Below are 25,965 nucleotides of genomic sequence, written 5' to 3' on the forward strand. Positions count from 1 at the left end.
GGCGTGGTGCGGGTAGACGACCGCAGCGACGCTGCCACGGGCGGATGTCCGGCAACGTATGCACGGGCAGTTTCTCGACCGTATCTGGTTTGTTTCCGGCATGTAACAGATGCCCGATGGCCGGTCAGGGACCGCCGCCGCCTACGCTGGCGCCCGTGTCAGCGCCCGACGTCCTTCCCTACGAGACCGCGTCCTGGGGGCGCCGCGCGCTCGCGCTCCTGGTCGACTGGTTCGCCTGCGTGGCGGCGGTCAGCCTCTTCACGCCGGTCTTCGGTACGACGGGCGGGACGGGCAGCTTCTGGACCCTGCTCGTCTTCGTCGTGGAGTCGGCGCTGCTGACCACGACGGTCGGCGGGTCGTTCGGCAAGATGCTGACCCGGCTGCGGACCGTCCGGGTCGACGGCGGCGGCCGACTCGACCCGTTGCGCTCGCTCGCCCGGGCCATCCTCGTGGCCCTCGTAATCCCACCGCTGGTGTTCCGGCCCGACCGGCGGGGCCTGCACGACCTCGCGGCGGGCACCGCGACGGTCACGCTCCAGGAGGCCGCCACCCGTCCGGGACAATAACCCGGCCGGAGGTTTCGGCATTTGGCCCCGGAGGAGATGCTGGACCCACCACCACCCGCTCCAGGAAGGCACGCCGTGATCGTCTCGACCACCGCCCGACGTACCCTCGCCGCCGCGGCCATCGCACCGCTGCTGCTCACCGGCTTCGCCGCCTGCGGCGACGACGGCGACGACTCGGGCTCCGGCGCCGACTCGGGCGGGAGCGCCGCCGGCTCGCTCATCCTCGCGGACCTCTCGGAGGGCGAGGAGGTCGCGCCCGACGAGTTCGTCGACACGGTCGCGGCGGGACTCGAGGAGTCCACGACCGCCCACATGGAGATGACGATGTCGATGGGCGAGCAGTTCTCGGCGGAGTCCGAGGGCGACCTCGACTACACGTCCGACCCGCCGTCCATGCAGATGTCGATGGACATCCCCGGCGTCGGCGACATGGAGATGGTCATGGTCGACGGGGTCATCTACATGAAGTCCGCGGCGATGAGCGGCGACAAGTACTGGAAGATCGACCTCTCCGACCCCGACAGCCCCCTGGGGAAGATGGGCTTCGACAAGCTGCTCGAGCAGTCCGACCCGGTCGGCGCGCTCGAGTCCATGAAGGACGGCATCGACACGGTCACCTTCGAGGGCAGCGAGGACGTCGACGGCCGCGAGCTCGACCACTACGAGCTGACGATCGACATGCAGAGCGCGATGGACACGCTGGGTGGCGACCTGCCGAGCGAGGCGACGAAGGCCATGCCCGAGTCGGTCACCTACGACCTGTGGCTGGACGACGAGGACCGGTTCGCGCAGATGCAGATGGAGACGCCGGTCATGGACCAGACCATGGACATGGAGATGTCCCTCGACGACTGGGGTCAGGACGTCTCCGTCGAGGCGCCGCCCGCCGACGAGATCACGGACATGCCCGACCTCGGCCAGATGATGGGCGGTACGTCGAGCGGCAGCGCGCTGGCGGGGTAGCGGCTGCCTCCCGGCTCACCGCCCGCGCATCTGCGAGCGCATGCCCTTCATGTTGGTCGGCACCGGGCCCTTGGGCAGCGGGATGTTGGACCGGTTGGCGTCGAGCGCCTTGAGCCGGTAGAGCACGTCGGTCATCTCGGCGGGCTTCACCTGGCGGCCGAGCTTCTGCACGTGGCGCGTCAGCTTGGGCAGCGGCACCTCGCCCTCGCCGTTCCCGCAGATCACCTCGTGGATCGGCACGTCGGCGGCGACCCGCTCGTGCTTGCGACGCTCGCTCAGCATCAGCTGGCGCAGCCGGCTGGCGTTGCCCTCGCCGACGAGCACGATGCCTGGAGGCCCGACCACGCGGTGCACGACGTCCTGCTGCTTGGTGAAGCCGATGACCGGCTCGGTCTTCCAGCTGCGGCCGCGGAGCATCCGCAGCGCCGCGGCGGCGGCGCCGGGCTGGCCCTCCATCTGGGAGTACGCCGCCTTCTGCGCGCGCCGGCCGAAGATGATCATCGCGAGCAGGGCCCCGAGCAGCACCGCGCCGACGACCGTGATGATGATGCCGAGCACGCCGCTGGTCGGCAGCAGCAGCCAGAAGATCGCGAAGCCGACCGCCGCGCCGAGGACGAACGACCCCAGGATCCACAGGCCCAGGCGCGGGTCGGACCGCTTGGCCATCCGGTAGGTCTCGACGAACTGCGCGCGCCGGCTCATCTTGTCCGCGTCGCCGGGCTTCGGGTCCTTCGCCATCGTGGGGTGCGCCTCGTTCTTCGGTGTCGGATTCGGGGGTGTGGATCAGGCGGTGGCGGCGCCCGCGCGGGCGTCCATCGCCTGACGGTACAGCCGACCGGCGCGGTACGACGAACGGACGAGCGGTCCGGAGAGCACGCCCGCGAAGCCGATCTGGTCGGCCTCGTCCTTGAGCTCCACGAACTCCTCGGGCTTCACCCAGCGCTCCACCGGGTGGTGCCGCACCGACGGGCGGAGGTACTGGGTGATGGTGACGAGCTCGCAACCCGCGTCGTACAGGTCGCGCAGCGCCTGGGAGACCTCCTCGCGGGTCTCGCCCATGCCCAGGATCAGGTTGGACTTGGTCACCAGCCCGAACTCGCGGGCCCGGGTCAGGACGTCGAGCGACCGCTCGTAGCGGAACGCCGGCCGGATCCGCTTGAAGATCCGGGGCACGGTCTCGACGTTGTGGGCGAGCACCTCGGGCCACGACTCGAAGACCTCGCGCAGCAATTCGGGCTTGCCGTTGAAGTCGGGGATCAGGTTTTCGACGCCCGTCTCCGGGTTCAGCTCGTGGATCGCGCGCACCGTCTCGGCGTACAGCCACGCGCCGCCGTCCTCGAGGTCGTCGCGCGCGACGCCGGTGATGGTCGCGTAGCGCAGCCCCATGGTCTGCACCGACTCGGCGACCCGGCGCGGCTCGTCGCGGTCGAGCGGCTGCGGCCTGCCGGTGTCGATCTGGCAGAAGTCGCAGCGGCGCGTGCACTGGTCGCCGCCGATGAGGAACGTCGCTTCCCGGTCCTCCCAGCACTCGAAGATGTTGGGACAGCCGGCTTCCTGGCACACGGTGTGCAGACCCTCGGACTTCACGAGACTCTGCAGGTGCTTGTACTCCGGACCCATCTTCGCGCGGGTCTTGATCCACTCCGGCTTGCGCTCGATCGGGGTCTCCGCGTTGCGCACCTCGAGCCGGAGGAGCTTGCGTCCTTCTGGGGCTAGCGTCACGTGGACCAACTGTACGCGCGCGGGGTTGCCGGACCCAGCCGGGATCAGGGCACGTCGCGGAGCCGGAACGACACCACCGAGGCCCCGACGGTCGCGACCAGGGCGACCCCGTAGTAGCCGATCCCGTGCCAGATCGGAAGGTCGCGCTCGGCGTAGTCGTTCCCGGCCTGCTCGTAGTACGTCGTGCCGTCCTTGACGATCGCGGCGACGTTCTTCTGCGGCTGCCACTGCTCGCCGATCCCCAGCACCGCGAGCACGATGCCGCCGGCCACGGACACACCGAAGAGCACCCCGACGGTCGCCACGGTGCTGCGGCCGAGCATGGTGAGCGCGTAGCCGCCGAGCGCCGCGGCGGCGGCGAACCCGGCCCCGCGCAGCCCGTAGAGCAGCGAGTCGGCCAGCGACCCGTCGAGCACCGGCAGGTCCCGGGCCTGCATGACGGCCCACAGTCCCAGCCAGTACGCCGTGCTCACGACGGCCGCGAGCGCGAAGGCCACGCCGGTGACCGCCAGCGCCTTCGCCGCCCAGAGCCGGCGGCGCCGCGACTCGAAGAGCAGCTGGTTGCTCATCGAGCCGCTGTTCCAGTCGTGGCCGACGAACGTCGTGCCGGCGAGCAGGAGCAGCGCGGTGAGGACCGCCACCACGCCCATCCCGGAGCCGCCGTTGCGCTCGCTCGCGAGACTGAGGGGCTGGCGGTAGGGCTGCCACCCGGACATGTTCCGGGTGCAGCGGGCCCGGATCCGCTCCGGGTCCTTCGTGCGGACGCCCCACTGCCGCGGATGCTCGACGCAGTCGGCGATCTGGTCCTCGACCTGCGAGTGGAACTCGGTGAGCTGCGCCTCCGAGAGAGGACGGGTCGACCACACCCGGGCGACGCCGATCAGGACCGGGATCACGATCGCGAGCACGAGCAGGGCGATCACGGCACGCCGCCAGCGCATCCGGGTCAGCTCGACCCGCGCCAGGGCGATCATCGCTCGCCTCCCAGCTCGGCGCCGGCGGTGAGCTCGAGGAAGACCGACTCGAGGTCGCGGCGCACCGGCGTCAGCCCGGTGAGCCAGATGCCGGCGCCGCCGAGGCTCCGGGTGACGTCGCCGGGCCGGTCGGTCTCGACGACGAGATCGTCGCCGACCGTGAAGCCCGACTCGCGCAGCACCCGGCGTGCGGCGTCGGGGTCCGGGACGTCGACGCGGTAGGTCGTGCTCGCCCCGACGAGCTCGTCGACCGGGCCGGAGGCCAGCATCCGGCCGTTGCCGATGATCGTTGCCGAGGTGCACACCTGCTGCACCTCGGCGAGGATGTGGGAGCTGAGCAGCACGGTCACCCCGGACGCGCCGAGCCCGCGGATCGTCTCGCGGATCTCGCGGATGCCGGCCGGGTCGAGGCCGTTGGTGGGCTCGTCGAGGATCAGCAGCTCGGGCTCCTTGAGGAGCGTGGCGGCGATGGCGAGCCGCTGCTTCATGCCGAGCGAGTAGGACTTGTAGCGGTCCCGGTCGCGGCCGGCCAGCCCCACGGTCTCGACGGCGGTGTCGACCCGGGAGTCGGGGGCGCCGATCGAGCGGGAGAGCAGCAGGAGGTTCTGTCGTCCCGAGAAGTGCGGCGAGAACTTCGGGCTCTCGACGACCGCGCCGACGCGGTCGATGACGGCCGGGAGCCGCTGCGGCACGGGCTCGCCGAAGAGCCGCATCGTGCCGGCGGTGGCGTGCGCGAGGCCGAGCAGCATCCGGATCGTGGTGGTCTTGCCGGAGCCGTTGGGGCCCAGGAAGCCGTGGACGCCGCCGGCGGGCACGGCCAGGTCGAGGTCCTGCACCGCGACGCGGAGCCCCCGCCGGGAGCGGAACTCCTTGCGGAGCCCGCTGGTCTCGATGACGTGGCTGGTGGGGGCGTCGGTCACCCGCCAGACCTTAGGGCGTGGCTCCCAATTCTGGCCTGCTACGCGCCGTCCATCACGCACCCTCGCTGCGTTGCCGTCGCTCGAAAGACGATTTGGGTATGCCTTCGCTCCGGCGCCTTGCGAGAGCACGCGCTGGACGACGCTCGCGACGGCCCCAATTGGGAGCCAGACCCTAGGGGGTCAGGATCTCGATCCGTGGGTGCTTCGCCGGATCGGGACGCGCGTCGTAGTCGGGCGTCGCGTCGTAGGGCTCCCAGGCGAGCAGCGTGCGCAGGTGGCGCTCGACGTACGGCGTGACCTCGGCGACCGTGACGTCGCGCTCGAGCTCGCGGCTGAGCGAGGTGACGCCGGCGTCGGAGATACCGCACGGGACGAACCGGTCGTACCACCCGAGGTCGACGTCGCAGTTGATCGCGAAGCCGTGCATGGTCACGCCGCGACTGACCCGCAGGCCGATGGCGGCGATCTTGCGCTCGGGGCCGCGCGAGTCCGCGCGGAGCCACACGCCGCTGCGACCGGGCACCCGCGCCGTCGTGACGCCGAGGTCGGCGCACGCCTGGATCAGCGCCTCCTCGACCCGGCGCACGTAGTCGACGACCTTGACGTGGTCGGGCAGCACGACGATCGGGTAGCCCACCAGCTGCCCCGGGCCGTGGAAGGTGATCTTGCCGCCGCGGTCGACGTCGATGACCGGCGCGCCGCCGGGGTCGAGCGGCCGCTCGTGCGGCTCGGTGCGCTTGCCCGCCGTGAACACGGGCGGGTGCTCCAGCAGCAGGACGGTGTCGCCCTGAGCGCCCTCGGCCACCCGCTGGTGCACCTGGCGCTGCAGGTCCCACGCGGCCAGGTAGTCGACGGTGCCGACGTCTTCGAGCTTCAGGCGGTCAGTCACGCGTCGAGCGTACTGCGGCTGTGGAGAGCCGCCGCCGGCGGACGCGAACGAGGGTAGGAGTGGAGCCATGAACCCGCTGCACCTGCTCCTGCCGGTCCTGCTGGCCGCGCCGACCCCACAGCCGGAGACAGCGGCCGCGACGGTGCTGCACGCATGGGACGAGCGGCGCGCGGAGGCCTGGGCCGCGGGTGACGTGGCGGCTCTCCGCTCGCTCTATGCCCCGGGGTCGGCCGCGGGACGCGCCGACGCGCGAATGCTGCACGAATGGCTGGCGCGCGGGCTGCGCGTCGAGGGGATGCAGATGCAGCTGCTGCGCGTCGACGTACGCCGCGGCGGCGACCGCCGGCTCGTGGTGCTGGTCGCGGACCGTCTCGTCGGGCCCGTCGCCGTCGGCCCCGGGGTGCGGGTGCCGCTGCCGCGCGACGAGGTGTCGACGCGGCGGCTGGTGCTGGTGCGGGCGGCTCGGCGGTGGCGCGTCGCTCAGGCGAGCCCCGCGCGGACGACCTCGTGGACCGTGCGGTCGCGGAAGGAGTAGTCCGCCGCCTCCAGGACGGTCGGCCGGGTGTCGATCGAGCCGAGCGCCTCGGGGGCGAGCCGGCCGGCCCCGAGCCGGACCGCGAACGCGGGCGCGACCAGGAAGGTACGACGGTGCAGGGCGCGCGCGAGCGCCTCGGTGAACTCCGCGTTCGTGGGCGTCCGGGGCGCGCAGAGGTTGACCGGGCCGCTGAGGTCGTCGCGCTCGACGAGGTGCGCGACCCCACCGACCCAGTCCCGCAGGCTCACCATCGGCATCCGCTGCCGGCCGTCGCCGACGCGCGCGCCGAGCCCGGCCAACGTGGCCAGCCGCAGCTGCTTGAGCGGCGCGGCGCGCCCGTCGATCACCGGGGCGGTGCGCAGGTGGCAGACCCGCGCTCCCGCCTCGACGGCCGGCGCCGCCGCGTCGTGCCACGCCCGGCACACGGTGGTCATGAAGGTCTCGCCGCGACTCTCGGACCGCTCGGTGACGGGTTCGCCGCCGTGGTCGCCGTACCAGCCGACGGCGTTGCCGGCGAGGAACGCCGGCCGGCGCTCACTCGCCGCGATCGCCTCGGCCAGCACCCGGGTGGTGGTGACCCGGCTCTCCCGCAGGCTGCGCGCCCAGCGCCCCGAGTGCGGATTGCCGAACGTGGGCGAGCCCGCCACGTTGACCACGACGTCCGCGGCCTCGATCACCTCGCGGTCGAAGGTGCCGGCGTACGGGTCCCACGTCGACTCGTCCGGAGCCGACGTCGGCCGCCTGGTCAGCGCGACCACCGCATGACCCCGGTCGACGAGCCCCTCGCTCAGGTGCCGCCCGAGGAAGCCGGAGGCGCCCGCGATCACGACGGACCGTCCGCTCATCGCGGGCCCTCGCTCAGATCTCGAACTGGCCGGCCTCGAGACGCTGCTTGACCTCCCGCAGGAACCGGCCCGCGTCGGCACCGTCGATCAGCTGGTGGTCGTAGGTCAGCGACAGGTAGACCATGTAGCGCACGGCGATGGTCTCGCCGAGGTTCGGGTCGTCGATGACCACCGGGCGCTTCACGACGGCGCCGGGGCCGAGGATCGCCACCTGGGGCTTGTTGATGATCGGGGTGTCGAAGAGCGCCCCGAAGCTGCCCAGGTTGGTGATCGTGAAGGTGCCGCCGGAGAGCTCGTCGGGGCCGATCTTGTTGGAGCGGGTGCGCTCGGCGACGTCGGCGATCTTCTTCGCGAGACCCGCCACCGACAGGTCGCCGGCGTCCTTGACCACCGGGGTCAGCAGGCCCTTCTCGGTGTCGACGGCGAACGCGACGTGCTCACGGTCGAAGTAGGTGACCTCGCCCGCCTCCATGTCGATGGTCGCGTTGAGCGCGGGGTGCTGCTTGAGCGCGTCGATCGCCGCCTTGGCGAAGAACGGCAGATAGGTGAGCTTCGCACCCTCGCGGGCCAGGAAGTCGTCCTTCACGGCCTCGCGCAGCCGGGCGATCTTGGTGACGTCGACCTCGACGACCTGGGTCAGCTGGGCCGAGGTCTGCAGCGACTCGCGCATCCGCTGGGCGATGATCTTGCGCAGCCGAGACACCTTCTCGGTCTTGCCGCGCAGCGGCGACGGCGACACCGGGACCGCCGCCGCAGGGGCAGCCGGTGCGGCAGCGGCGGCCGCAGAGGCCGCGGCCGGGGCAGCCGGGGGCGCCTGGCGGGCGTCGAGGACGTCCTGCTTGCGGATCCGACCACCGACACCGGTGCCCCGGACGGACGCCAGGTCGACACCGTGCTGCGCCGCGAGCTTGCGCACCAGCGGGGTCACGTAGCCCGGACCGCCCGCGTCGCCGGAGTCGCTGGCCGCCGGCGCGGAAGGCTTCGGCGCCTCGTGCTTCGGCTCCTCCCGGGCCGGCTCCGGCTCGGGCTGCTTCCCGGGCTCCGGCTCCTTCTCGGGCTCGGGCTCCTTCTCGGGCTCGGGCTCCTTCTCGGGCTCGGGCTCCGGCTGCTTCTCCTCGGCCGGCTCGTCGCCCTGGGCCGGCGCGGCGGAGGCGTCGCCGATCACGGCCAGCTCGGCGCCGACCTCGACGGTCTCGTCCTCCTGGACCTTGACCTCGAGCAGCGTCCCGGCCACCGGAGAGGGGATCTCGGTGTCGACCTTGTCGGTGGAGACCTCCAGCAGCGGCTCGTCGACCGCGACCTCGTCGCCGACCGACTTCAGCCAGCGGGTGACCGTGCCCTCGGTCACCGACTCGCCCAGCGCGGGCAGGGTGATGGACGTCCCGCCACCGCCGCCGGACGGCTTCGTCTCCGCCGCGGGCTTCTCGGCCTCCTCGGCCGCGGGTGCGGGCTCCTCGGCGGCCTCCGGCTCCTGGGCCTCCTGCTGCTCCGGCTCCGGCTGCGACTCCGGCTGCGCCGGCTCGCCGCCACCGCCGGACTCCCCGGTCGACTCGCCCTCGTCACCGATCACGGCGAGGACCGCGCCGACCTCGACGGTGTCGTCCTCGTTGGCCTTGATCTCGAGCAGCGTGCCCGCCACGGGCGAGGGGATCTCGGTGTCGACCTTGTCGGTGGAGACCTCCAGCAGCGGCTCGTCGACCGCCACCGTGTCGCCGACCTGCTTGAGCCAGCGGGTGACGGTGCCTTCGGTGACGGACTCGCCGAGTGCCGGGAGGTTGACTTCGGTGGCCATGGACTTCCTTCGCTTCGAGTGCTGAGTCTGTTGCTGAGTCTGTTGCTGAGTCTGTTGCCGGTCTGGGTCTGGTCTATCAGGCGTGCGCGTGCAGCGGCTTGCCCGCGAGCGCCAGGTGCGCCTCGCCGAGCGCCTCGTTCTGCGTGGGATGGGCGTGCACGAGCGGTGCCACGTCGTCGGCGTACGCCTCCCAGTTGTAGATCAGCTGGGCCTCGCCGATGAGCTCTCCGACCCGGTCGCCGACCAGGTGGACGCCGACCACCGGGCCGTCCTTGCGCCGGACCAGCTTCACGAAGCCCTGCGTCCTGAGGATCTGGCTCTTGCCGTTGCCGCCGAGGTCGTAGGTCACGGTCTCGATGCCGTCGTCGCCGTACGTCGTCGCCGCCGTCGCCTCGTCGAGGCCGACGGACGCGACCTCGGGGTGGGAGTAGGTGACCCGCGGGATGCCGGACTCGTTGATCGGCTGCGGGTCCAGACCCGCGATGTCCTCCGCGACGAAGATGCCCTGCTGGAAGCCGCGGTGCGCGAGCTGGAGGCCCGGGACGATGTCGCCGACGGCGTAGACGCCGTCGAGGTTGGTGCGGCAACGCTCGTCGGCGAGCACGAAGCCTCGGTCCATCGCCACGCCCTGCTCGTCGTAGCCCAGGCCCTCGGTGACCGGCCCGCGGCCGACGGCGACCAGCAGCAGCTCGGTCTCGATCGTGTCGCCCCCCTCGACGGTGACGACGACACCGGTGTCGGTGGTCTTCACGCTCTGGAAGGGCGTGCCGGTGCGGAACGCGATCTTCCGCTTGCGGAACGCTCGCTCGAGGGCCTTCGACGACGCCTCGTCCTCCGCGGCCAGGAGGCGGGGCAGCGCCTCGACGATGGTGACCTCGGCGCCGAAGCTGCGCCAGACGCTCGCGAACTCGCAGCCGATCACGCCGCCGCCGAGCACGACCACGGAGGCCGGCACCCGGTCGAGCCGTAGCGCCTGCTCGGAGGTGATCACCCGCTCGCCGTCGACCTCGAGGCCGGGCAGGCTCCGCGAGTAGGAGCCCGAGGCGAGCACCACGTGCCGACCCGTCCAGGCGCGACCGTCGACGGTGACCTCGCGCGGGCCGGTCAGCCGGCCGGCGCCCTCGACCACCGTGATGCCGCGGCCCTTGATCAGCCCGGTCAGGCCCTTGAACAGTCGCGAGACGACGCCGTCCTTGTAGGCGTTGACTCCCGTCATGTCGACGCCGTCGAGCGTCGCGCGGACGCCGAACTGCGCGGACTCGCGGGTCTGGTCGGCGACCTCCGCGGCGTGGAGCAGGGCCTTCGTCGGGATGCAGCCGACGTGCAGGCAGGTGCCGCCAAGGTCGCCCTTCTCGACGAGCCCGACGCTCAGCCCCAGCTGGGCGGCACGGAGGGCACAGGCGTAACCACCCGAGCCGGCGCCGAGGATGAGTACGTCAAAGTCGGGTTCGGCCACGTCCCCATCCTTGCACTTCCGAGCGGCCGGTCCACACCGCCCTCCTGCTACCGGAGGGTCACAACCGGCGCGGATCCTCGGCGCTGCGTGGGGAGTGTTGGCACACTTGACCCCATGTCATGGATGGACCGCTTTCGCCGGGGCTCGAAGGCGCGCATGAGCGCTCCCGCGCGCGATGCCTCGCGCACCGGCTCGACCCGCGTGCGCGCGTCGGACTCGATGGACACCGGGCACCTCTTCACCTGGGTCACCGAGCGTCGCGGCGTGGAGGGCTTCGTCGAGCCGCGGACGGCGGTCAGCGACGTGACGCTGCTCCTGGTCGCCCACGACGGCGAGTGGACGCGCCGCAGGGTGCCGTCGGCGAAGTGGGCCCACGACTTCTGCAACAAGCAGCACATCCCGTCCTACGACGCGGCCGTCGTCGGCATCCCGCAGCGGATGCGCGACTACAACCGCCGCAAGAAGCTCCAGGGCGAAGCCTAGGCCACCAGCGCCCGCGCGTAGTCGACGAGCGTGCCCACGGCGACGCCGGTGCCGCCACTGGTGACGTGGCCCCACGGGCCGCCGGAGTTGAACGACGGGCCGGCGATGTCGAGGTGTGCCCACGGCAGGCCGCCGGTGAACTCGCGGAGGAACGCCGCGGCGTAGAGGCCGCCGCCCCAGCGGATCCAGTCGTGCTGGGAGAGGTCGGCGATCTTGCTGCTGTGGATCCGCTCGTCCATCGCCTCGGGGATCGGCATCGGCCACATCTCCTCGCCGGCGGTCCCCGCGGCGGCGAGCACGTCGTCGACGACGTCGGGCGAGCCCATCACGCCCGCGACGCGGTCGCCGAGCGCGACGACCATGTGGCCGGTCAGCGTCGCCACGTCGATCAGCACGTCGGGGCGCCGCTCGGTCGCGCGGACGAGGGCGTCGGCGAGGATCAGCCGGCCCTCGGCGTCGGTGTTCTGGATCTCGACCGTCGTGCCGCCGTACTGCGTGAGGACGTCGCCCGGGCGCATCGCGCTGCCGGAGACCATGTTCTCCGCCATCGGCACGAACGTGCTGACCTTGATCGGCAGACCGAGGGTCGCGATCGCGTACGTCGCCTGCACGACGGCGGCAGCGCCCGCCATGTCGGACTTCATCTCGCCCATGCTCTGCGCCGGCTTGATGGTCAGGCCGCCGGAGTCGAACGTGATGCCCTTGCCGACCAGTGCCAGGTGGCGCTCCGCGCCGCGCGGGGAGTAGCTGAGCTCGACCAGCCGGGGCGGCGCGGCGGAGCCGCCGCCGACGCCGAGGATGCCACCGCAGCCCATCTCGGCGAGCGCCTGCTCGTCGTGGACCTTGATCGCGATCTTCGGGGCGCCGCGGCCCCTGGTCAGCTCCCTGGTCGCGGCGGCGACCGTGTCGGCGAACGCCGGCGGAGTCAGGTCTCCCGGCGGGACGTTCACCCAGTCGCGGGTCACGGCGACGGCGCGGGCGACGACCTGGGCCTCCTCGAACGCGGCGACGACCTCCTTGCGGCGCGCGGCCTCGCAGAGCACCACGACCTCGCCGGGGGCGGTGCTCTTCGACTCCTTCTTGTACGTCGTGAAGGTGTAGCCGCCCAGCACGTGCCCCTCGGTGACCGCCCGGACGAGCTCGGCGGAGCCGGCGGGGAGCGCGAGGCCGACGGACGCCGCGTTGCCGACCGATCGGGCCGCGACCCCGGCGGCGCGGCGTACGGCGGTCGCGTCGACCACCTTGCCGAGCCCGACCAGGACGAGCAGGGGTGAGCCGAGTGTGCCGGCGGTCGGGACCTTGACGGTCTCGCCGGTCTTACCGGTCACCCCGAGCGTCGCGAGGAGGGGACGCAGCTTGCGTCCGTAGGCCTTGCCGACGTCGGTCGCGCCGTCGGCGAGCTCGGGCCCCTTCGCGCCCTGCACCACGCCGACGACCACCGCCTCGCACCTGGTCTTGGCGGGGCTGGCGCTGCGCAAGGTGTACGTCGTCACCGGGGCAGGATAGTGCGCGACCCCGTCGATCCACGCTGAGGTAGGTTCCCGGACATGGCCGACCTGCTGCGCTCACCCCTCCACGACCGGCACGAGGCGCTGGGGGCCAAGTTCGCGGCGTTCGGTGGCTGGTCGATGCCGCTGGAGTACCCCACCGGCGTCGTCAAGGAGCACACCGCCGTCCGCGAGGCCGTCGGCATCTTCGACGTCAGCCACCTCGGCAAGGCGGTCGTCGCCGGCCCGGGGGCCGCCGACTTCGTCAACGCGACGCTCACCAACGACCTGGGCCGGATCGGGCCGGGCCAGGCGCAGTACACGCTGTGCTGCGACGACGAGACCGGCGGCATCGTCGACGACCTGATCGCCTACCTGTACGACGACGAGCGGGTGCTGCTGGTCCCGAACGCGGCCAACACCGCCGAGGTCGTGCGCCGGCTCGCCGCCGCCGCGCCGGAGGGTGTGAGCGTCACCGACGAGCACCGCGACCACGTCGTGCTCGCGGTGCAGGGCACGAGGTCCGACGAGGTGCTGGCCGCGGCCGGCTTCCCGGTCGGCCATGACTACATGTCGTTCGTCCTCGCCACGTTCGAGGGGGCAGACGTCGTGGTCTGCCGCACCGGCTACACCGGCGAGCGCGGTTACGAGCTGATCGCGCCGAACGCCGTGGCCGGTGCGCTCTGGGACGCGATCGTCGCGGCCGGTGCCGCGCACGGGATCGCGCCGTGCGGCCTGGGCGCGCGCGACACCCTGCGCACCGAGATGGGCTACCCGCTGCACGGGCAGGACATCGCGCCCGACGTCACCCCCAACGAGGGCCGGGTCGGTTGGGCCGTCGGCTGGAAGAAGGACGCGTTCTGGGGGCGCGACGTGCTGACCGCCGAGCGGGAAGCCGGACCGAAGCGTGTGCTGCGCGGCATCGTGGCCACCGGACGTGGCATCCCGCGCCCGCACATGACGGTCAGCCTGACCGCCGACGTGCCGGTCGGCGAGGTCACCTCCGGCACGTTCTCGCCCACGCTGCGCAAGGGCCTCGGCCTCGCGCTCGTCTCGTCCTCCGTCGCGCCCGACGCGGAGGTGGGCGTCGACGTCCGTGGCCGCCGCGAGATCTTCCAGCTGGTGAAGCCGCCGTTCCTCGACCCGTCCGTGCGGGAGGACTGACCGTGAACCTGCCCGAGCACCCGCCCACCTTCCGCTCGCCCAGCCCGGCCGAGCGGCCGTGGTGGTGGCGCCTGGAGACCGCCGCCGGCGCCGAGGTCGCCGTCGAGGGAGACCTCGCCGACCAGCGGTTCGCCAGCCAGGCCGACGCCGAGTCGTGGGTGGGGGAGATCTGGTCCGACCTCGCGGCCGTCGGCGTCGACGCCGTCACGCTCTTCGAGCACGAGCGGCAGGTCTACGGACCGATGTCGCTGCACGCCTGACCGCGGCACGCCCGATGGCGACATGATGTCGCCATGCCCGCGGACGACGCCGACTTCGCCGCCTACCTGACCGCTCGGTGGCCGGCGGTCGTCCGCACGCTGGTGCTGCTCGGCACCTCGCGCTCGGACGCGGAGAGCACCGGTCGAGAGGCCCTCGCGGGGTGCTACGGCTCGTGGCAGCGGGTCCGCCACGAGGACGACGTGGACGCGCACGTCTACCGCGCCGTCCTGTCGTCCTGGCGGCGCGGCCGCCGCCAGCGGATCGAGCCGAACGAGCCGACCGAGGCGACCGAGGCGAACGACCCGGCCGATCCGGTGCCGCTGCGCCGGGCGCTGCGGGCCGAGCTCGACCGGTTGCCCGTCGAGGAGCGCGAGGTGCTCGTGCTGCGGTTCGTCGCCGAGCTGGACGACGTCCAGGTGGCCGACGCGCTCGACGTGCCCCTGGAGGTGGCGCGCGACCGCCTGGCGGACGGGCTCGCGAGACTCGACCTCGACGCGTTGCAGGAGCTCGGCCCGTGACGCGCGAGCAGACGGCCGCGGACGTCTTCCGCCGGGCCGCCGCGTCGATCGAGGTGACGTCGGCGCCGCTGGCCGACGTCGTCGCCGTGGCACGGGCGAGGCGCGGCAGGCGGCGCCGGATCGCGATCGCCGGCGCGGCCGTGGCCGTGCTGGTCGTCGGTGGTGGCACCTGGCTGGCCGCGCGGTCGTCGCCGGAGTCCGACGAGCTCGCGCGGCTCGACGTGAAGCCCGCGCCGAACCCGGTCGACGTCGCGTGGTACGCCAACGGCCGCCTGCACCTCGACGAGATCAGCGTCGCGCTTCCGCAGCTGACCGGCATCGTGGAGGTCGACGGCGGCGCGGCGTACGTCGACGTCGACGGCACGGTCGGCTTCGTGTCGGCCGACGGCGACCACCGCCGGCTCGGCAGCTCGGATCCGGACACCCTGCTCGTCGGCTCCACCGAGACCGGCTGGGCCGCCTGGATCGAGCCCGGCCGCGCCCGGCTGGTCGTCCACGACGTCGGCACCGGCGAGGTCGTCGGCAGCAGGGACCTCGCGTCCGCGGACGCCCAGCTGATCGCGATCGACCAGCACCGCGTCTTCTACCGCGAGGCCGGCGACTCCTACGCCTGGACGCCCGGGGTGGAGAGTCCGGAACGCCTCGTCCGCCGAGGGCTCGTCGACGTCGAGTCCGCCACCCGGCTCTACCAGGAGGGGCGGCGGATCGTCATGGTGCAGTCGCTCTTCAGCGTCGAGTTCGCGCGACCGGGGCTCGGCGGCACGCTGTCCTCGGGCGGCACGTACGTGCTGACCCGGAGAGCGGACGGCGACGTCGCGCCGGTCGGCGATCCCTACCGGCCGCTGATGTACGATGCCCGCTCCGGCGACCGGATCCGCACCGGCGTCGGGCCCGGCGAGCTCGCGGTCGACGCGGCGTTCGGCGACAACAACACCGTCACCTACCTGGTCGCCCCGGCTGCCGACCTCGACGGCGACCCACTCCTGGTGCTGCGCAGCTGCACACTCGGCGGGGACTGCAACGACGTCGCCCCGGTGCCGACCGGCACAGACCGACCGCTGCTGGCGCACTGATCCGTGGACGCGGCGCTACTGTCCCCGGCATGCGCTTCAGCCAGGTCGACGTCTTCTCCAGCGAGCCGCTGCGCGGCAACCCGGTCGCGGTCGTGCACGACGCGGACGGTGTCAGCGACGAGCAGATGGCGGCGTTCGCGCGGTGGACCAACCTGTCCGAGACGACGTTCCTGCTCCCGCCGACCGACCCCGCTGCCGACTACCGGCTGCGGATCTGGACGCCGGGCGGCGAGCTGCCGTTCGCCGGGCACCCGACCCTCGGCAGCGCGCACGCGTGGCTCGAGGCGGGGGGAGCACCCGGCGGCGAGGACCTGGTCCAGGAGTGCGGAGCCGGCCTGGTGCGGATCCGCCGTCGAGACGGGCTCTCGTTCGCGGCACCCCCGCTGGTCCGGTCCGGGCCGGTCGACCCCGCCGACGTGACGCGGGCGTGCCGGGCGCTGGGGATCGCCGAGGCCGACGTCGTCGCGTCGGAGTGGATCGACAACGGGCCGGGCTGGCTGGGCGTCCTGCTCGCCGACGCCGCCGCGGTGCTCGCCCTCGAGCCCGACTGGGCGGCCTTCGGCGACCTGAAGATCGGCGTCGTCGGCCCGTACGACGAGGGCCCGCTCGCCGTGGAGCTCCGGGCGTTCTGCCCCGGCTACGGCATGCCGGAGGATCCGGTGACCGGCTCGCTCAACGCCGGGGTCGGCCAGTGGCTCGCCGGCGACCGCCTGCCCGCGTCGTACGTCGCGTCGCAGGGCACGGTCCTGCAGCGGGCCGGTCGGGTGCACGTGCTGCGGGAGGGGCAGGAGGTGTGGGTGGGCGGCGACACCCGGACCACCGTGACCGGCACCGTCGACCTCTGAGGTCCGGGGACGTCTAGGGTTGGGGCGTGCAGCAGTACCTCGACCTCCTCCGGCGCGTCCTCGACGACGGTGTCGAGAAGGGCGACCGCACGGGCACCGGCACGCGCTCGGTCTTCGGGCACCAGATGCGCTTCGACCTGGCGGCCGGGTTCCCCCTGGTCACGACGAAGAAGATCCACACACGCTCCGTCTTCGGCGAGCTGCTGTGGTTCCTGCGCGGCGACACCAACGTGAAGTGGCTGCAGGACCGCGGCATCACCATCTGGGACGAGTGGGCCGACGACGACGGCGACCTCGGGCCGGTCTACGGCTACCAGTGGCGGTCGTGGCCGACGCCCGACGGCCGGCACGTCGACCAGATCGCCGCCGTCGTCGACCAGATCCGGAGCAATCCCGACTCGCGCCGGCACCTCGTCTCCGCCTGGAACGTCGCGGACATCCCCGACATGGCGCTCGCGCCCTGCCACGCGCTCTTCCAGTTCTACGTGGCTCCCCAGGACGACGGGCCGGGCAGACTCAGCTGCCAGCTCTACCAGCGCTCCGCCGACGTCTTCCTCGGCGTGCCGTTCAACATCGCGTCGTACGCCCTGCTGACCCACATGGTCGCCCAGGTGACCGGCCTCGAGGTCGGCGACTTCGTCCACACGCTCGGCGACGCGCACCTCTACCTCAACCATCTCGACCAGGCGCGCCTCCAGCTGACCCGCTCGCCGCGGGCGCTGCCCACCCTGGTGCTGGATCCCTCGGTGACCGAGCTCGACGCCTTCGACCTCGAGCACATCGCCGTCGAGGGCTACGACCCGCACCCCGGCATCAAGGCCCCCATTGCCGTCTAGGGGTGGGAGTCGGGTCGTGCTCGTCGCCGCCGTCGCCCGCAACGGGGTGATCGGCAACGGCCCCGAGATCCCGTGGAGGCTGCCCGGGGAGCAGGCGTTCTTCAAGTCGTTCACCCTCGGCCACACCCTGGTGATGGGCCGCACGACGCACGAGTCGATCGGCCGGCCGCTCCCGGGCCGCACCACGATCGTGCTCACCCGCTCGCCCTCCTGGTCGGCGGCCGGCGTCCTCGTCGCGCACTCGGTCGAGGAGGCGCTCGACCTCGCCGACACGCTGCCGGCCGGAGCGCAGGTGATGGTCGCGGGCGGGGGAGAGGTGTACGCCGCCGCCCTTCCGCACGCGGACGAGCAGGTGCTGTCGCTGGTCGACCTCGAGCCCGAGGGCGACGCGTTCTACCCGTCGTACGACCCCGCGGAGTGGCTCGAGACCGCCCGCGAGACCCACGACGGCTACGACCGGGTCTTCCTGGTGCGGGCGGCCGACCGCCTGTAGGGCTCTTGGCCGACCCTGACAGGCTTGGCCCATGGAGCTGCGCGTCTTCACTGAACCCCAGCAGGGAGCCACGTACGACGACCTGGTCGCGGTCGCGAAGGAGGCCGAGTCGCTCGGGTTCGGGGCGTTCTTCCGCTCCGACCACTACCTCGGGATGGGCACCGACGGGCTGCCCGGGCCCAGCGACGCCTGGATCACGCTGGCCGGCATCGCGCGGGAGACCAGCACGATCCGGCTCGGGACGATGATGACCAGCGCGACGTTCCGGCTGCCCGGCCCGCTCGCGATCAGCGTGGCGAACGTCGACCAGATGTCGGGCGGACGCGTCGAGCTCGGCATCGGGGCGGGCTGGTTCACCGAGGAGCACACGGCGTACGGCATCCCCTTCCCGGACACCGGTGAGCGCTTCGACCGGCTCGAGGAGCAGCTCGCGATCATCACCGGGCTGTGGGCCACCGAGGGTGGCTTCGGCTTCGAGGGCGCCCACTACCAGGTCGCGGACAGCCCCGGGCTGCCGAAGCCGACCCAGTCCAAACCGCCGGTGCTCATCGGCGGGCTCGGCAGGAAGCGGACGCCGGAGCTGGCGGCGCGCCACGCCGACGAGTTCAACCTGCCGTTCGTCGACGTGGACACCACGAAGGCGCAGTTCGCCCGGGTGCGCGACGCCTGCGAGGCGCAGCAGCGCGACCCCGCGACCATGCGGTGGTCCAACGCGCTGGTCGTCTGCATCGGTGCCGACGAGGCCGAGGTCGAGCGCCGGGCCGCGGCGATCGGCCGCGACAAGGACGAGCTGCGTGAGAACGGCGTGGCCGGCACCCCGCAGGAGGCGATCGACAGGCTCCGGGCCTACGCCGACGCGGGCGCCGAGCGCGTCTACCTGCAGTTCCTCGACCTCGCCGACCTCGACCACCTGCGCCTCGTCGCCGCAGACGTCATGCCGCACGTCGGCTGAGGCACCGGAGCGATAGCCTTGTGCCCATGACCTCTGCCGCACCTGCTGCGCCGTTCGGACGCATGCTCACCGCCATGGCGACCGCGTTCGGTCCCGACGGGAGCCTCGACCTCGACGGTGTCCAGCGGGTGGCCAAGCACCTCGTCGCCACCGGTCACGACGGGCTCGTGGTCTCCGGCACGACCGGCGAGTCGCCGACCACGACCAAGGAGGAGGACGGCGAGATCCTCGCCGCCGTGCGCGCGGCGGTCGGCCCCGACATCACGCTGGTGGCCGGCGTCGGCACCAACGACACCGCCACCTCGACGTACCTCGCGCGCCAGGCCCGCGAGCGCGGGGCCGACGGCGTCCTGCTCGTCTCGCCGTACTACAACAAGCCGGGCCAGCGCGGCATCGTCCAGCACTTCCGCCAGGTGGTCGACGCCGCCGAGCTGCCGGTCATGCTCTACGACGTCCCTGGGCGCACGGGCAGCCAGATCGCGCTCGAGTCCTACGCCGAGATGATCGCGTGGGAGCCCGTCGTCGCGGTCAAGGACGCCGTCGGCGACATGCCGCGGGCGGCGAAGCTGGCACAGCTCGGGTACGCCGTCTACTCCGGCGACGACGTCAATACCCTCGGCTTCCTGACCCACGGCGCCTGCGGGCTCGTCTCGGTCGTCGGCCACGCTGCGGGCAAGGAGCTGGCGTCGATGATCAACACCTACCTCGCCGGCGACCACGCCGGCGCCCTCGAGACCTACCTGCGGCTGCTGCCGGCGTTCGAGGCCGTGATGGGCGTGCCCAACTACGGCGCCACCACGGCCAAGGCGTCGCTCGAGCTGCTCGGGGTCCTCGACAACCGCCGCGTCCGCTCACCGCTCGCCCCGCTCGACGACGACGAGGTCGCGGCGCTGCGGCAGGGGCTGGAAGCGGCGGGCCTGCTGTGAACACCCCACCAAGTTGCACGCTCCGCTCGCTGCGCTCGCTCCGCGCACAACTTGTCGGGGACCCCGCATGAGCCACCCGCACCCCGAGCTGTCCGCCCCCGGCCCGCTGCCGCAGGGAGGCCTGCGGGTCACCCCGCTCGGCGGGCTCGGCGAGGTCGGGCGCAACATGACCGCCTTCGAGTACGACGGGCGGCTGCTGCTCGTCGACTGCGGCGTGCTCTTCCCCGAGGACCACCAGCCCGGCATCGACCTCATCCTCCCGGACTGGTCCGCGATCCGCGACCGGCTCGGCGACGTCGAGGCGCTGGTGCTCACCCACGGTCACGAGGACCACATCGGCGCCACGCCGTACCTCCTCCGCGAACGCGGCGACATCCCGCTCGTCGGCTCCGAGCTCACGCTCGCGCTGCTCGGGTCCAAGCTCCGCGAGCACCGCCTCAAGGAGACCGTGCACCACGTGGTGAAGGAGGGCGACCGGCTGAGCTTCGGGCCGTTCCAGCTCGAGTTCGTCGCCGTCAACCACTCGATCCCCGACGCGCTCGCGGTCGCGATCCGCACCGGCGCCGGGATGGTGCTGCACACGGGCGACTTCAAGATGGACCAACTGCCGCTCGACGGGCGGATCACCGACCTGCGCGCGTTCGCGCGGCTGGGGGAGGAGGGCGTCGACCTCTTCCTCACCGACTCCACCAACGCCGAGACCCCCGGCTTCACGCCGGCGGAGAAGAAGATCACCCCAGTCATCGACCAGGTCTTCCGCGAGTCGAGCCAGCGCGTCATCGTCGCCTGCTTCGCCTCCCACGTGCACCGCGTGCAGCAGGTGCTCGACGCGGCGTACGCCCACGAGCGCCAGGTCGCGTACGTCGGGCGCTCGATGGTGCGCAACATGGGCATCGCCCGCGACCTGGGCTACCTCAAGGTGCCGCCGGCCACCCTCGTCGACACCAAGGACCTCGCCGACCTGCCGCCCGAGCGGCAGGTGCTGATCTCGACCGGCTCGCAGGGCGAGCCGATGAGCGCGCTGAGCCGGATCGCCCAGCGCAACCACCACTTCGTGCACATCGAGGAGAGCGACACCGTCCTGCTCGCGTCGAGCCTGATCCCGGGCAACGAGAACGCGGTCTACCGCGTGATCAACGGCCTGGCCCGCTGGGGTGCGCGGGTCGTGCACAAGGGCAACGCCATGGTGCACGTCTCCGGCCACGCCAGCGCCGGCGAGCTGCTCTACTGCTACAACATCGTCCAGCCCCGCAACGTGCTGCCGGTGCACGGCGAGATCCGGCACATGCTGGCGAACGCCGAGCTGGCCCGCGCGACCGGAGTCGAGAACGTCGTCATCGCCGAGGACGGCGTCGTCGTCGACCTCGTCGACGGGGTCGCGGCGATCGCCGGCAAGGTCGAGTGCGGCTACGTCTTCGTCGACGGCTCGTCGGTCGGCGACATCACCGAGTCCGACCTCAAGGACCGCCGGATCCTCGGCGAGGAGGGCTTCATCTCCGTGATCGTCGTGGTCGACTCGGTGAGCGGGAAGGTGGCCGCCGGCCCGGAGATCCACGCCCGCGGGTTCGCCGAGGACGACTCGACCTTCGACGAGATCAAGCAGCCGATCATCGACGCCCTCGACCGCGCGATCGCCGAGGGCACCACCGACGCCCACCAGCTCCAGCAGACGGTGCGCCGGGTGATCGGTCGCTGGGTGAGCAACACCCACCGCCGCCGACCGATGATCGTGCCGGTGGTCATCGAGGCCTGAGGATGGTCCGTTCGGGTCCATGCGGCGGTGGCTGCGGCTCGCTTCCACGACCCCGAAACGGTGCCTCTCCCACCGCCGCCCGGCACCAGCCGGCCAGTGGCGCACCTGGATCGCAGACCGGGCCCGCGCATCCGGGCTCCCAAGACACGCACTCCTGTGATGCGTGTGACGGGAGTGGCGCCTGCGTAGGGTGGTGACCATGGCGACCCGTACGTCTTCCCCGCCGGGGTCGCGGAGCAAGAGCACGTCCTCGACCTCCCGATCCCGGAGTACCGGCACCACCCGGTCCACGACGAGCCGGAGCACCGGCTCGTCGCGCAAGCCTGCCCCGCGCAAGCCTGCCCCGCGCAGCTCCAGCAAGGGCAAGTCGAAGACGGCGGCGAAGCGCCGTCCCGCCCCCCGGGCGGTGCGCAACGGGCCGGGTCCGATCTCCCGGCTCTTCACGGTCCTCTTCCGCGGCGTCGCGGCCGTCTGGCTCGCCGTCGCGCACGGGGTCGGAGCGGTCGCCCGCAGCATCGGCCACACCGCGCGGGAGCTCGAGCCGGACCACCGCCGCGACGGCGTCGGCCTCTTCCTGATGGGCGTCGCGGTCGTGGTGGCCGCCGCCGTCTGGTGGCAGCTGCCCGGCTCGGTCATGGACGGGGCGCGCACCGTCGTCCAGGGCTCGGTCGGCAAGGTCGGCTTCGTCGTGCCGCTGGCGCTGCTCTTCGTCGGCTGGCGCACCATGCGCGACCCCGAGCACACGGGCCCGGCCGGTCGTCAGGTCGTCGGCTGGACCTCGCTCGCCTTCGGCGTCCTCGGCATCGTCCAGATCGCCGAGGGCAACCCGCAGCCCAGCCTCGGCGACACCAGCGACCTGCGGACCGCCGGCGGCGCCGTCGGGTACGTCGTCGCCAGCCTGCTGCTCGACCTGATGCGGTCGGCGTACGTCGTGGTGCCGCTGCTGGCGCTGCTCGCGTTCTTCGGGGTGCTGATCATCACCGCGACGCCGCTCTACCAGGTGCCGCACCGGCTCGCGGAGGTCCGCGACCGGCTGCTGGGCCGCGAGCACGAGGACGAGGAGCCGGAGGCTCCCGCCCGCCGCGGCCGCCGCCCCCGGGCGTCGGAGGACGAGATCGACCCCGAGCGGGGCGATCCGGCGTACGACAGCCCGGTCCTGCAGGACCGGGAGCACCGCTTGCGCAAGAAGCGGCTCGAGACCACCGAGGACGGGCTCGACATCTTCGCGCCCGACGCGGAGACCGTCACCGACGCCCCCGCGGTCGAGGAGAAGGGAGAGCTCGAGCCGCCGCCGCACCAGCCGCTGCCGGTGCGCGCCGAGCAGCTCGCGCTCTCCGGCGACATCGTCTACACGCTGCCGGGCAGCGACGTACTCAAGCCGGGCTCGCCGCACAAGGCCCGTTCGAAGGCCAGCGACTCCGTGGTCGAGCGGCTCACCCAGGTGCTCGAGGAGTTCTCGATCGACGCCCAGGTCACCGGCTACACGCGCGGACCGACGGTCACGCGCTACGAGGTCGAGCTCGGGCCCGGCGTCAAGGTCGAGAAGATCACCAGCATCCAGAAGAACATCGCGTACGCCGTCGCCTCGGCCGACGTGCGGATCCTCAGCCCGATCCCCGGCAAGTCGGCGGTCGGTGTCGAGATCCCCAACCTGGACAAGGAGATCGTCTCCCTCGGCGACGTGCTGCGCTCCAACACGGCGCGCTCCGACCACCACCCGATGGTGGCCGGCCTCGGCAAGGACGTGGAGGGCGGCTTCGTCGTCGCCAACCTCGCGAAGATGCCGCACCTGCTGGTCGCGGGTGCCACCGGCTCCGGCAAGTCGTCGTTCATCAACTCGATGATCACCTCGATCCTGATGCGGTCGACGCCCGACGAGGTGCGGATGATCATGGTCGACCCGAAGCGGGTCGAGCTGAACGCCTACGAGGGCGTCCCGCACCTGATCACGCCGATCATCACCAACCCCAAGAAGGCCGCCGAGGCGCTCGCCTGGGTCGTGCGCGAGATGGACCTGCGCTACGACGACCTGGCGAACTTCGGGTTCCGCCACATCGACGACTTCAACAAGGCGGTCCGGGCCGGCAAGGTCGAGGTGCCGGCGGGCAGCGAGCGCCAGCTCGAGCCCTACCCCTACCTGCTGGTGATCGTCGACGAGCTCGCCGACCTGATGATGGTGGCGCCGCGCGACGTCGAGGACGCGGTCGTCCGCATCACCCAGCTCGCCCGCGCCGCCGGCATCCACCTGGTGCTGGCCACGCAGCGACCCAGCGTCGACGTCGTCACCGGCCTGATCAAGGCCAACGTGCCGTCGCGGCTGGCCTTCGCCACGTCCAGCCTCGCCGACAGCCGGGTCATCCTCGACCAGCCGGGCGCGGAGAAGCTGGTCGGCCAGGGCGACGGCCTCTTCCTGCCGATGGGCGCCTCGAAGCCCGCGCGCATCCAGGGCTCCTGGGTCACCGAGGCGGAGATCGCCCAGGTGGTCAAGCACTGCAAGGAGCAGCTGCAGCCGTCGTACCGCGAGGACGTCACCGCGCCCGCCGCCTCCAAGCGCGAGCTCGACGACGACATCGGCGACGACCTCGACCTGGTGATCCAGGCGGTCGAGCTGGTCGTCTCCACGCAGTTCGGCTCGACGTCGATGCTGCAGCGCAAGCTGCGGGTCGGCTTCGCGAAGGCCGGCCGGCTGATGGACATCCTCGAGAGCCGCGGCGTCGTCGGGCCCAGCGAGGGCTCGAAGGCGCGCGACGTGCTCGTGAAGCCCGACGAGATCGATGGCGTGATCGCGACCCTCCAGGGGGAGATGTGAGCAACCTCAGCACTGCGGACCTCGACCTGACCTACGACGGGCCGCCCGCCGCCGCCCCCGGCCCGGTCGAGGTGCGCCGCAACGGCGCCCTCGCGGGCGGGATCGGCGTCGTGGCGGCGGTCGTCGCGCTGGCCTACCTCACCCGCGCCCTCGGCGACGGCTCGTGGCTCGACTGGGTGCTCGCCCTCGCGATGGGCGCCGTCGCCGCGGTCTACCTCTCGGCCCTGCTCGACGCCCGCACCCCGCTCATGGTCGTCGACGACCAGGGCATCCGGGTGCGCAAGGGGCGGCGCTGGCACGGCTTCCGGTGGGAAGGCGTCGAGGTCCTCGAGCACCACCCCCGCGGTGGCGTGCTCCGGGATGGACGCCTGGTGCTGTTCGCCCGCGAGGCCGACCGCGAGTTCTCCGTGCCGCTCTCGCTCTCCACGTGGGTCGCAGGGGCCGGCGACGACCTGACGCTCGCGCTGGAGGCCCTGGCGGACCGCCCGGGCCAGGTGGTCGAGGTCGGAGTCGAGGCGGGCGACGAGCTCGACGACTCCGTGGAGGAGTGGGCCGAGGAGGAGTGGGGCGAGGAGGAGCCCGCCCACCCCGTGCTGCACGATCCGCGCCCGACCGTGGCGCGCGGCATCGACTTCCTCGCCGACCGCCTGCGGCGACGCCGGGACGCCGAGCCGGAACCCGTGCTCGAGACTGCGCTCGAGACCGGGCCCGAGCTGCCGAACGAGCCCGAGCCGACGGTGCCGTTGGTGGCCGCGAGCGCGACGCCGCTCCCGCTGCGCGTCCCGATCGGCGGCAGCCGCGTCGAGGTCCGCTTCGAGGGCGCCGCGGCGCTGCAGCCCGAGCCGGTCGACGACGACACCGCGGCCACGACCGCGCTGCCGGAGGCCGTCGAGCTGCGCCGCGAGCCCGACGCCCTGATCGTGGACCCCCTCGCCGAGCCGGTCGCCGAGCCGGTGGTCGGCCCGGCGCTGGCCGCCGCCCGCACCCGCCTCCACCTGACGGTCGACCAGCTCGCGGAGCGCACCCGCATCCGCCCGCACGTCATCGAGTCGATCGAGGTCGACGACTTCGGGCCCTGCGGCGGCGACTTCTACGCCCGCGGCCACCTGCGCACCCTCGCCCGCGTCCTCGGCGTCGACGCCGCCCCGCTGCTCGCGGCGTACGACGAGAGGTACGCCGACGCGCCGATCGACGCGCGCCGGGTGTTCGAGGCGGAGCTCGCGACCGGCGCGGACGGGCCGATCCGAAGCATGCGCGGCGGCCCGAACTGGTCGGTGCTGATCGCGGCCGTGATGGCGCTGGTCCTCGCGTGGTCCATCGCCCGGCTGATCATGGACAGCCCGGTCGAGCTCGGCAGCAAGCCGGTGCTCAACGGCTCGCCCGCACCGCAGGCGAAGCTCGGCGCCCCGGTGCCCGTCGTGCTCGACGCCGCGACCGGCGGCACCCACGTCGTGGTGCTCGACGGCGCGGGGGAGCAGGTCTTCAACGGCGATCTGGCGTTCGGCGAGAAGAAGTCGCTCAAGGCGGCCCCGCCGGTGCGCGTCCAGGCCTCCGACGGTGGCCTCCAGGTGACCCTCGACGGCCAGGAGCGCGGCCCCCTGGGCTCCGAGGGCCAGCCGGCGCAGAACACCTTCGCCGTCGACGACTGAGTCGGACGCGGCGTTTCGACGCGGTCACCGGTCGGTTGCGATACTCGGACGGAC

The 25,965-nt window shown here is 72.6% G+C and carries 25 protein-coding genes; 16 read left to right on the plus strand and 9 right to left on the minus strand.

The window, feature by feature from the left end; all coding sequences use genetic code 11:
- Positions 1-155: 155 nt before the first annotated feature.
- Together PZ894_RS18070 and PZ894_RS18075 are read left to right on the plus strand one after the other, a co-directional pair.
- On the plus strand, positions 156-566 hold the full coding sequence (locus PZ894_RS18070; RefSeq protein WP_275746931.1) for an RDD family protein: 411 nt from the start codon (positions 156-158) through the stop codon (positions 564-566).
- A 75-nt stretch (positions 567-641) separates the two neighbouring features.
- Positions 642-1,529, plus strand: a complete 888-nt coding sequence (locus tag PZ894_RS18075) for an LppX_LprAFG lipoprotein (protein WP_275746932.1) — start codon at positions 642-644, stop codon at positions 1,527-1,529.
- Positions 1,530-1,544: 15 nt separating this feature from the next.
- On the opposite strand, the gene PZ894_RS18080 is transcribed toward PZ894_RS18075, so the two are convergent.
- The 5 genes from PZ894_RS18080 to lipB form a co-directional block, all read right to left on the minus strand.
- Positions 1,545-2,267, minus strand: a complete 723-nt coding sequence (locus tag PZ894_RS18080) for a DUF4191 domain-containing protein (RefSeq protein WP_275746933.1) — start codon at positions 2,265-2,267, stop codon at positions 1,545-1,547.
- A 45-nt stretch (positions 2,268-2,312) separates the two neighbouring features.
- Positions 2,313-3,251: a lipoyl synthase gene (gene lipA / locus PZ894_RS18085; protein WP_275746934.1), complete on the minus strand. Its 939-nt coding sequence runs from the start codon at positions 3,249-3,251 to the stop codon at positions 2,313-2,315.
- 44 nt (positions 3,252-3,295) lie between these two features.
- Positions 3,296-4,225 carry a hypothetical protein gene (locus tag PZ894_RS18090; protein WP_275746935.1) on the minus strand — a complete coding sequence of 310 codons (930 nt, stop codon included), beginning with the start codon at positions 4,223-4,225 and terminating at the stop codon, positions 3,296-3,298.
- Positions 4,222-5,145, minus strand: a complete 924-nt coding sequence (locus tag PZ894_RS18095) for an ATP-binding cassette domain-containing protein (RefSeq protein WP_275746937.1) — start codon at positions 5,143-5,145, stop codon at positions 4,222-4,224. Before PZ894_RS18095 ends, PZ894_RS18090 begins: the two co-directional genes overlap by 4 nt.
- A 172-nt stretch (positions 5,146-5,317) precedes the next feature.
- Positions 5,318-6,034 (minus strand): lipoyl(octanoyl) transferase LipB, encoded by a 717-nt coding sequence (gene lipB, locus PZ894_RS18100; protein WP_275746939.1) that lies wholly within the window; start codon positions 6,032-6,034, stop codon positions 5,318-5,320.
- A gap of 67 nt (positions 6,035-6,101) precedes the next feature.
- Here lipB and PZ894_RS18105 point away from each other — a divergent pair, with 67 nt between their 5' ends.
- Positions 6,102-6,569 carry a hypothetical protein gene (locus tag PZ894_RS18105; RefSeq protein WP_275746941.1) on the plus strand — a complete coding sequence of 156 codons (468 nt, stop codon included), beginning with the start codon at positions 6,102-6,104 and terminating at the stop codon, positions 6,567-6,569.
- Here PZ894_RS18105 and PZ894_RS18110 read toward each other — a convergent pair.
- From PZ894_RS18110 to lpdA, 3 genes are all read right to left on the minus strand, one after another.
- Positions 6,515-7,414 (minus strand): TIGR01777 family oxidoreductase, encoded by a 900-nt coding sequence (locus tag PZ894_RS18110; RefSeq protein WP_275746943.1) that lies wholly within the window; start codon positions 7,412-7,414, stop codon positions 6,515-6,517. The two genes, PZ894_RS18105 and PZ894_RS18110, sit on opposite strands and share 55 nt — an antisense overlap.
- 13 nt (positions 7,415-7,427) lie before the next feature.
- Complete coding sequence (gene sucB, locus PZ894_RS18115; RefSeq protein ID WP_275746944.1) at positions 7,428-9,206, minus strand: 2-oxoglutarate dehydrogenase, E2 component, dihydrolipoamide succinyltransferase; 1,779 nt, start codon at positions 9,204-9,206, stop codon at positions 7,428-7,430.
- A 76-nt stretch (positions 9,207-9,282) separates the two neighbouring features.
- Positions 9,283-10,662, minus strand: a complete 1,380-nt coding sequence (lpdA, locus tag PZ894_RS18120; protein WP_275746945.1) for a dihydrolipoyl dehydrogenase — start codon at positions 10,660-10,662, stop codon at positions 9,283-9,285.
- Positions 10,663-10,818: 156 nt separating this feature from the next.
- Here lpdA and PZ894_RS18125 point away from each other — a divergent pair, with 156 nt between their 5' ends.
- Positions 10,819-11,145, plus strand: coding sequence for a hypothetical protein (locus PZ894_RS18125; RefSeq protein WP_275746946.1), 327 nt, complete (start codon positions 10,819-10,821; stop codon positions 11,143-11,145).
- Here the strand turns inward: PZ894_RS18125 and PZ894_RS18130 are convergent.
- On the minus strand, positions 11,142-12,638 hold the full coding sequence (locus PZ894_RS18130) for a leucyl aminopeptidase (protein ID WP_275746948.1): 1,497 nt from the start codon (positions 12,636-12,638) through the stop codon (positions 11,142-11,144). The two genes, PZ894_RS18125 and PZ894_RS18130, sit on opposite strands and share 4 nt — an antisense overlap.
- Before the next feature lie 54 nt (positions 12,639-12,692).
- On the opposite strand from PZ894_RS18130, the gene gcvT reads away from it, so the two are divergent.
- The 12 genes from gcvT to PZ894_RS18190 all read left to right on the plus strand — a co-directional run bounded on the left by gcvT (position 12,693) and on the right by PZ894_RS18190 (position 25,911).
- Positions 12,693-13,796, plus strand: coding sequence for a glycine cleavage system aminomethyltransferase GcvT (gene gcvT, locus PZ894_RS18135; RefSeq protein WP_275746950.1), 1,104 nt, complete (start codon positions 12,693-12,695; stop codon positions 13,794-13,796).
- A 2-nt stretch (positions 13,797-13,798) separates the two neighbouring features.
- A complete protein-coding gene (locus PZ894_RS18140; protein ID WP_275746951.1) occupies positions 13,799-14,056 on the plus strand; it encodes a hypothetical protein in 258 nt (85 codons plus the stop codon).
- A gap of 33 nt (positions 14,057-14,089) precedes the next feature.
- Positions 14,090-14,575, plus strand: coding sequence for a sigma factor-like helix-turn-helix DNA-binding protein (locus PZ894_RS18145; RefSeq protein ID WP_275746953.1), 486 nt, complete (start codon positions 14,090-14,092; stop codon positions 14,573-14,575).
- On the plus strand, positions 14,572-15,648 hold the full coding sequence (locus PZ894_RS18150) for a hypothetical protein (RefSeq protein ID WP_275746955.1): 1,077 nt from the start codon (positions 14,572-14,574) through the stop codon (positions 15,646-15,648). Before PZ894_RS18145 ends, PZ894_RS18150 begins: the two co-directional genes overlap by 4 nt.
- A gap of 29 nt (positions 15,649-15,677) precedes the next feature.
- The gene (locus tag PZ894_RS18155; protein ID WP_275746957.1) at positions 15,678-16,493 is read left to right on the plus strand and encodes a PhzF family phenazine biosynthesis protein; all 816 of its coding nucleotides are present in this window, start codon (positions 15,678-15,680) and stop codon (positions 16,491-16,493) included.
- Positions 16,494-16,519: 26 nt separating this feature from the next.
- Positions 16,520-17,329, plus strand: a complete 810-nt coding sequence (locus PZ894_RS18160; protein WP_275746958.1) for a thymidylate synthase — start codon at positions 16,520-16,522, stop codon at positions 17,327-17,329.
- 16 nt (positions 17,330-17,345) lie between these two features.
- Positions 17,346-17,822 (plus strand): dihydrofolate reductase, encoded by a 477-nt coding sequence (locus PZ894_RS18165; protein WP_275746960.1) that lies wholly within the window; start codon positions 17,346-17,348, stop codon positions 17,820-17,822.
- A gap of 31 nt (positions 17,823-17,853) precedes the next feature.
- Positions 17,854-18,774 (plus strand): LLM class F420-dependent oxidoreductase, encoded by a 921-nt coding sequence (locus tag PZ894_RS18170; protein WP_275746962.1) that lies wholly within the window; start codon positions 17,854-17,856, stop codon positions 18,772-18,774.
- Positions 18,775-18,800: 26 nt separating this feature from the next.
- Complete coding sequence (dapA, locus tag PZ894_RS18175) at positions 18,801-19,700, plus strand: 4-hydroxy-tetrahydrodipicolinate synthase (RefSeq protein WP_275746964.1); 900 nt, start codon at positions 18,801-18,803, stop codon at positions 19,698-19,700.
- Between the two features lie 67 nt (positions 19,701-19,767).
- Positions 19,768-21,453: a ribonuclease J gene (locus tag PZ894_RS18180; RefSeq protein WP_275746966.1), complete on the plus strand. Its 1,686-nt coding sequence runs from the start codon at positions 19,768-19,770 to the stop codon at positions 21,451-21,453.
- Positions 21,454-21,652: 199 nt separating this feature from the next.
- Positions 21,653-24,262 (plus strand): DNA translocase FtsK, encoded by a 2,610-nt coding sequence (locus PZ894_RS18185; protein ID WP_275746968.1) that lies wholly within the window; start codon positions 21,653-21,655, stop codon positions 24,260-24,262.
- Complete coding sequence (locus PZ894_RS18190) at positions 24,259-25,911, plus strand: RodZ domain-containing protein (RefSeq protein WP_275746969.1); 1,653 nt, start codon at positions 24,259-24,261, stop codon at positions 25,909-25,911. The genes PZ894_RS18185 and PZ894_RS18190 overlap by 4 nt, the downstream gene beginning before the upstream one ends.
- Positions 25,912-25,965: the final 54 nt, after the last annotated feature.

The organism is Nocardioides sp. YIM 152315 (assembly GCF_029210375.1).
In the GTDB taxonomy this organism is placed as follows: Bacteria; Actinomycetota; Actinomycetes; order Propionibacteriales; family Nocardioidaceae; genus Nocardioides.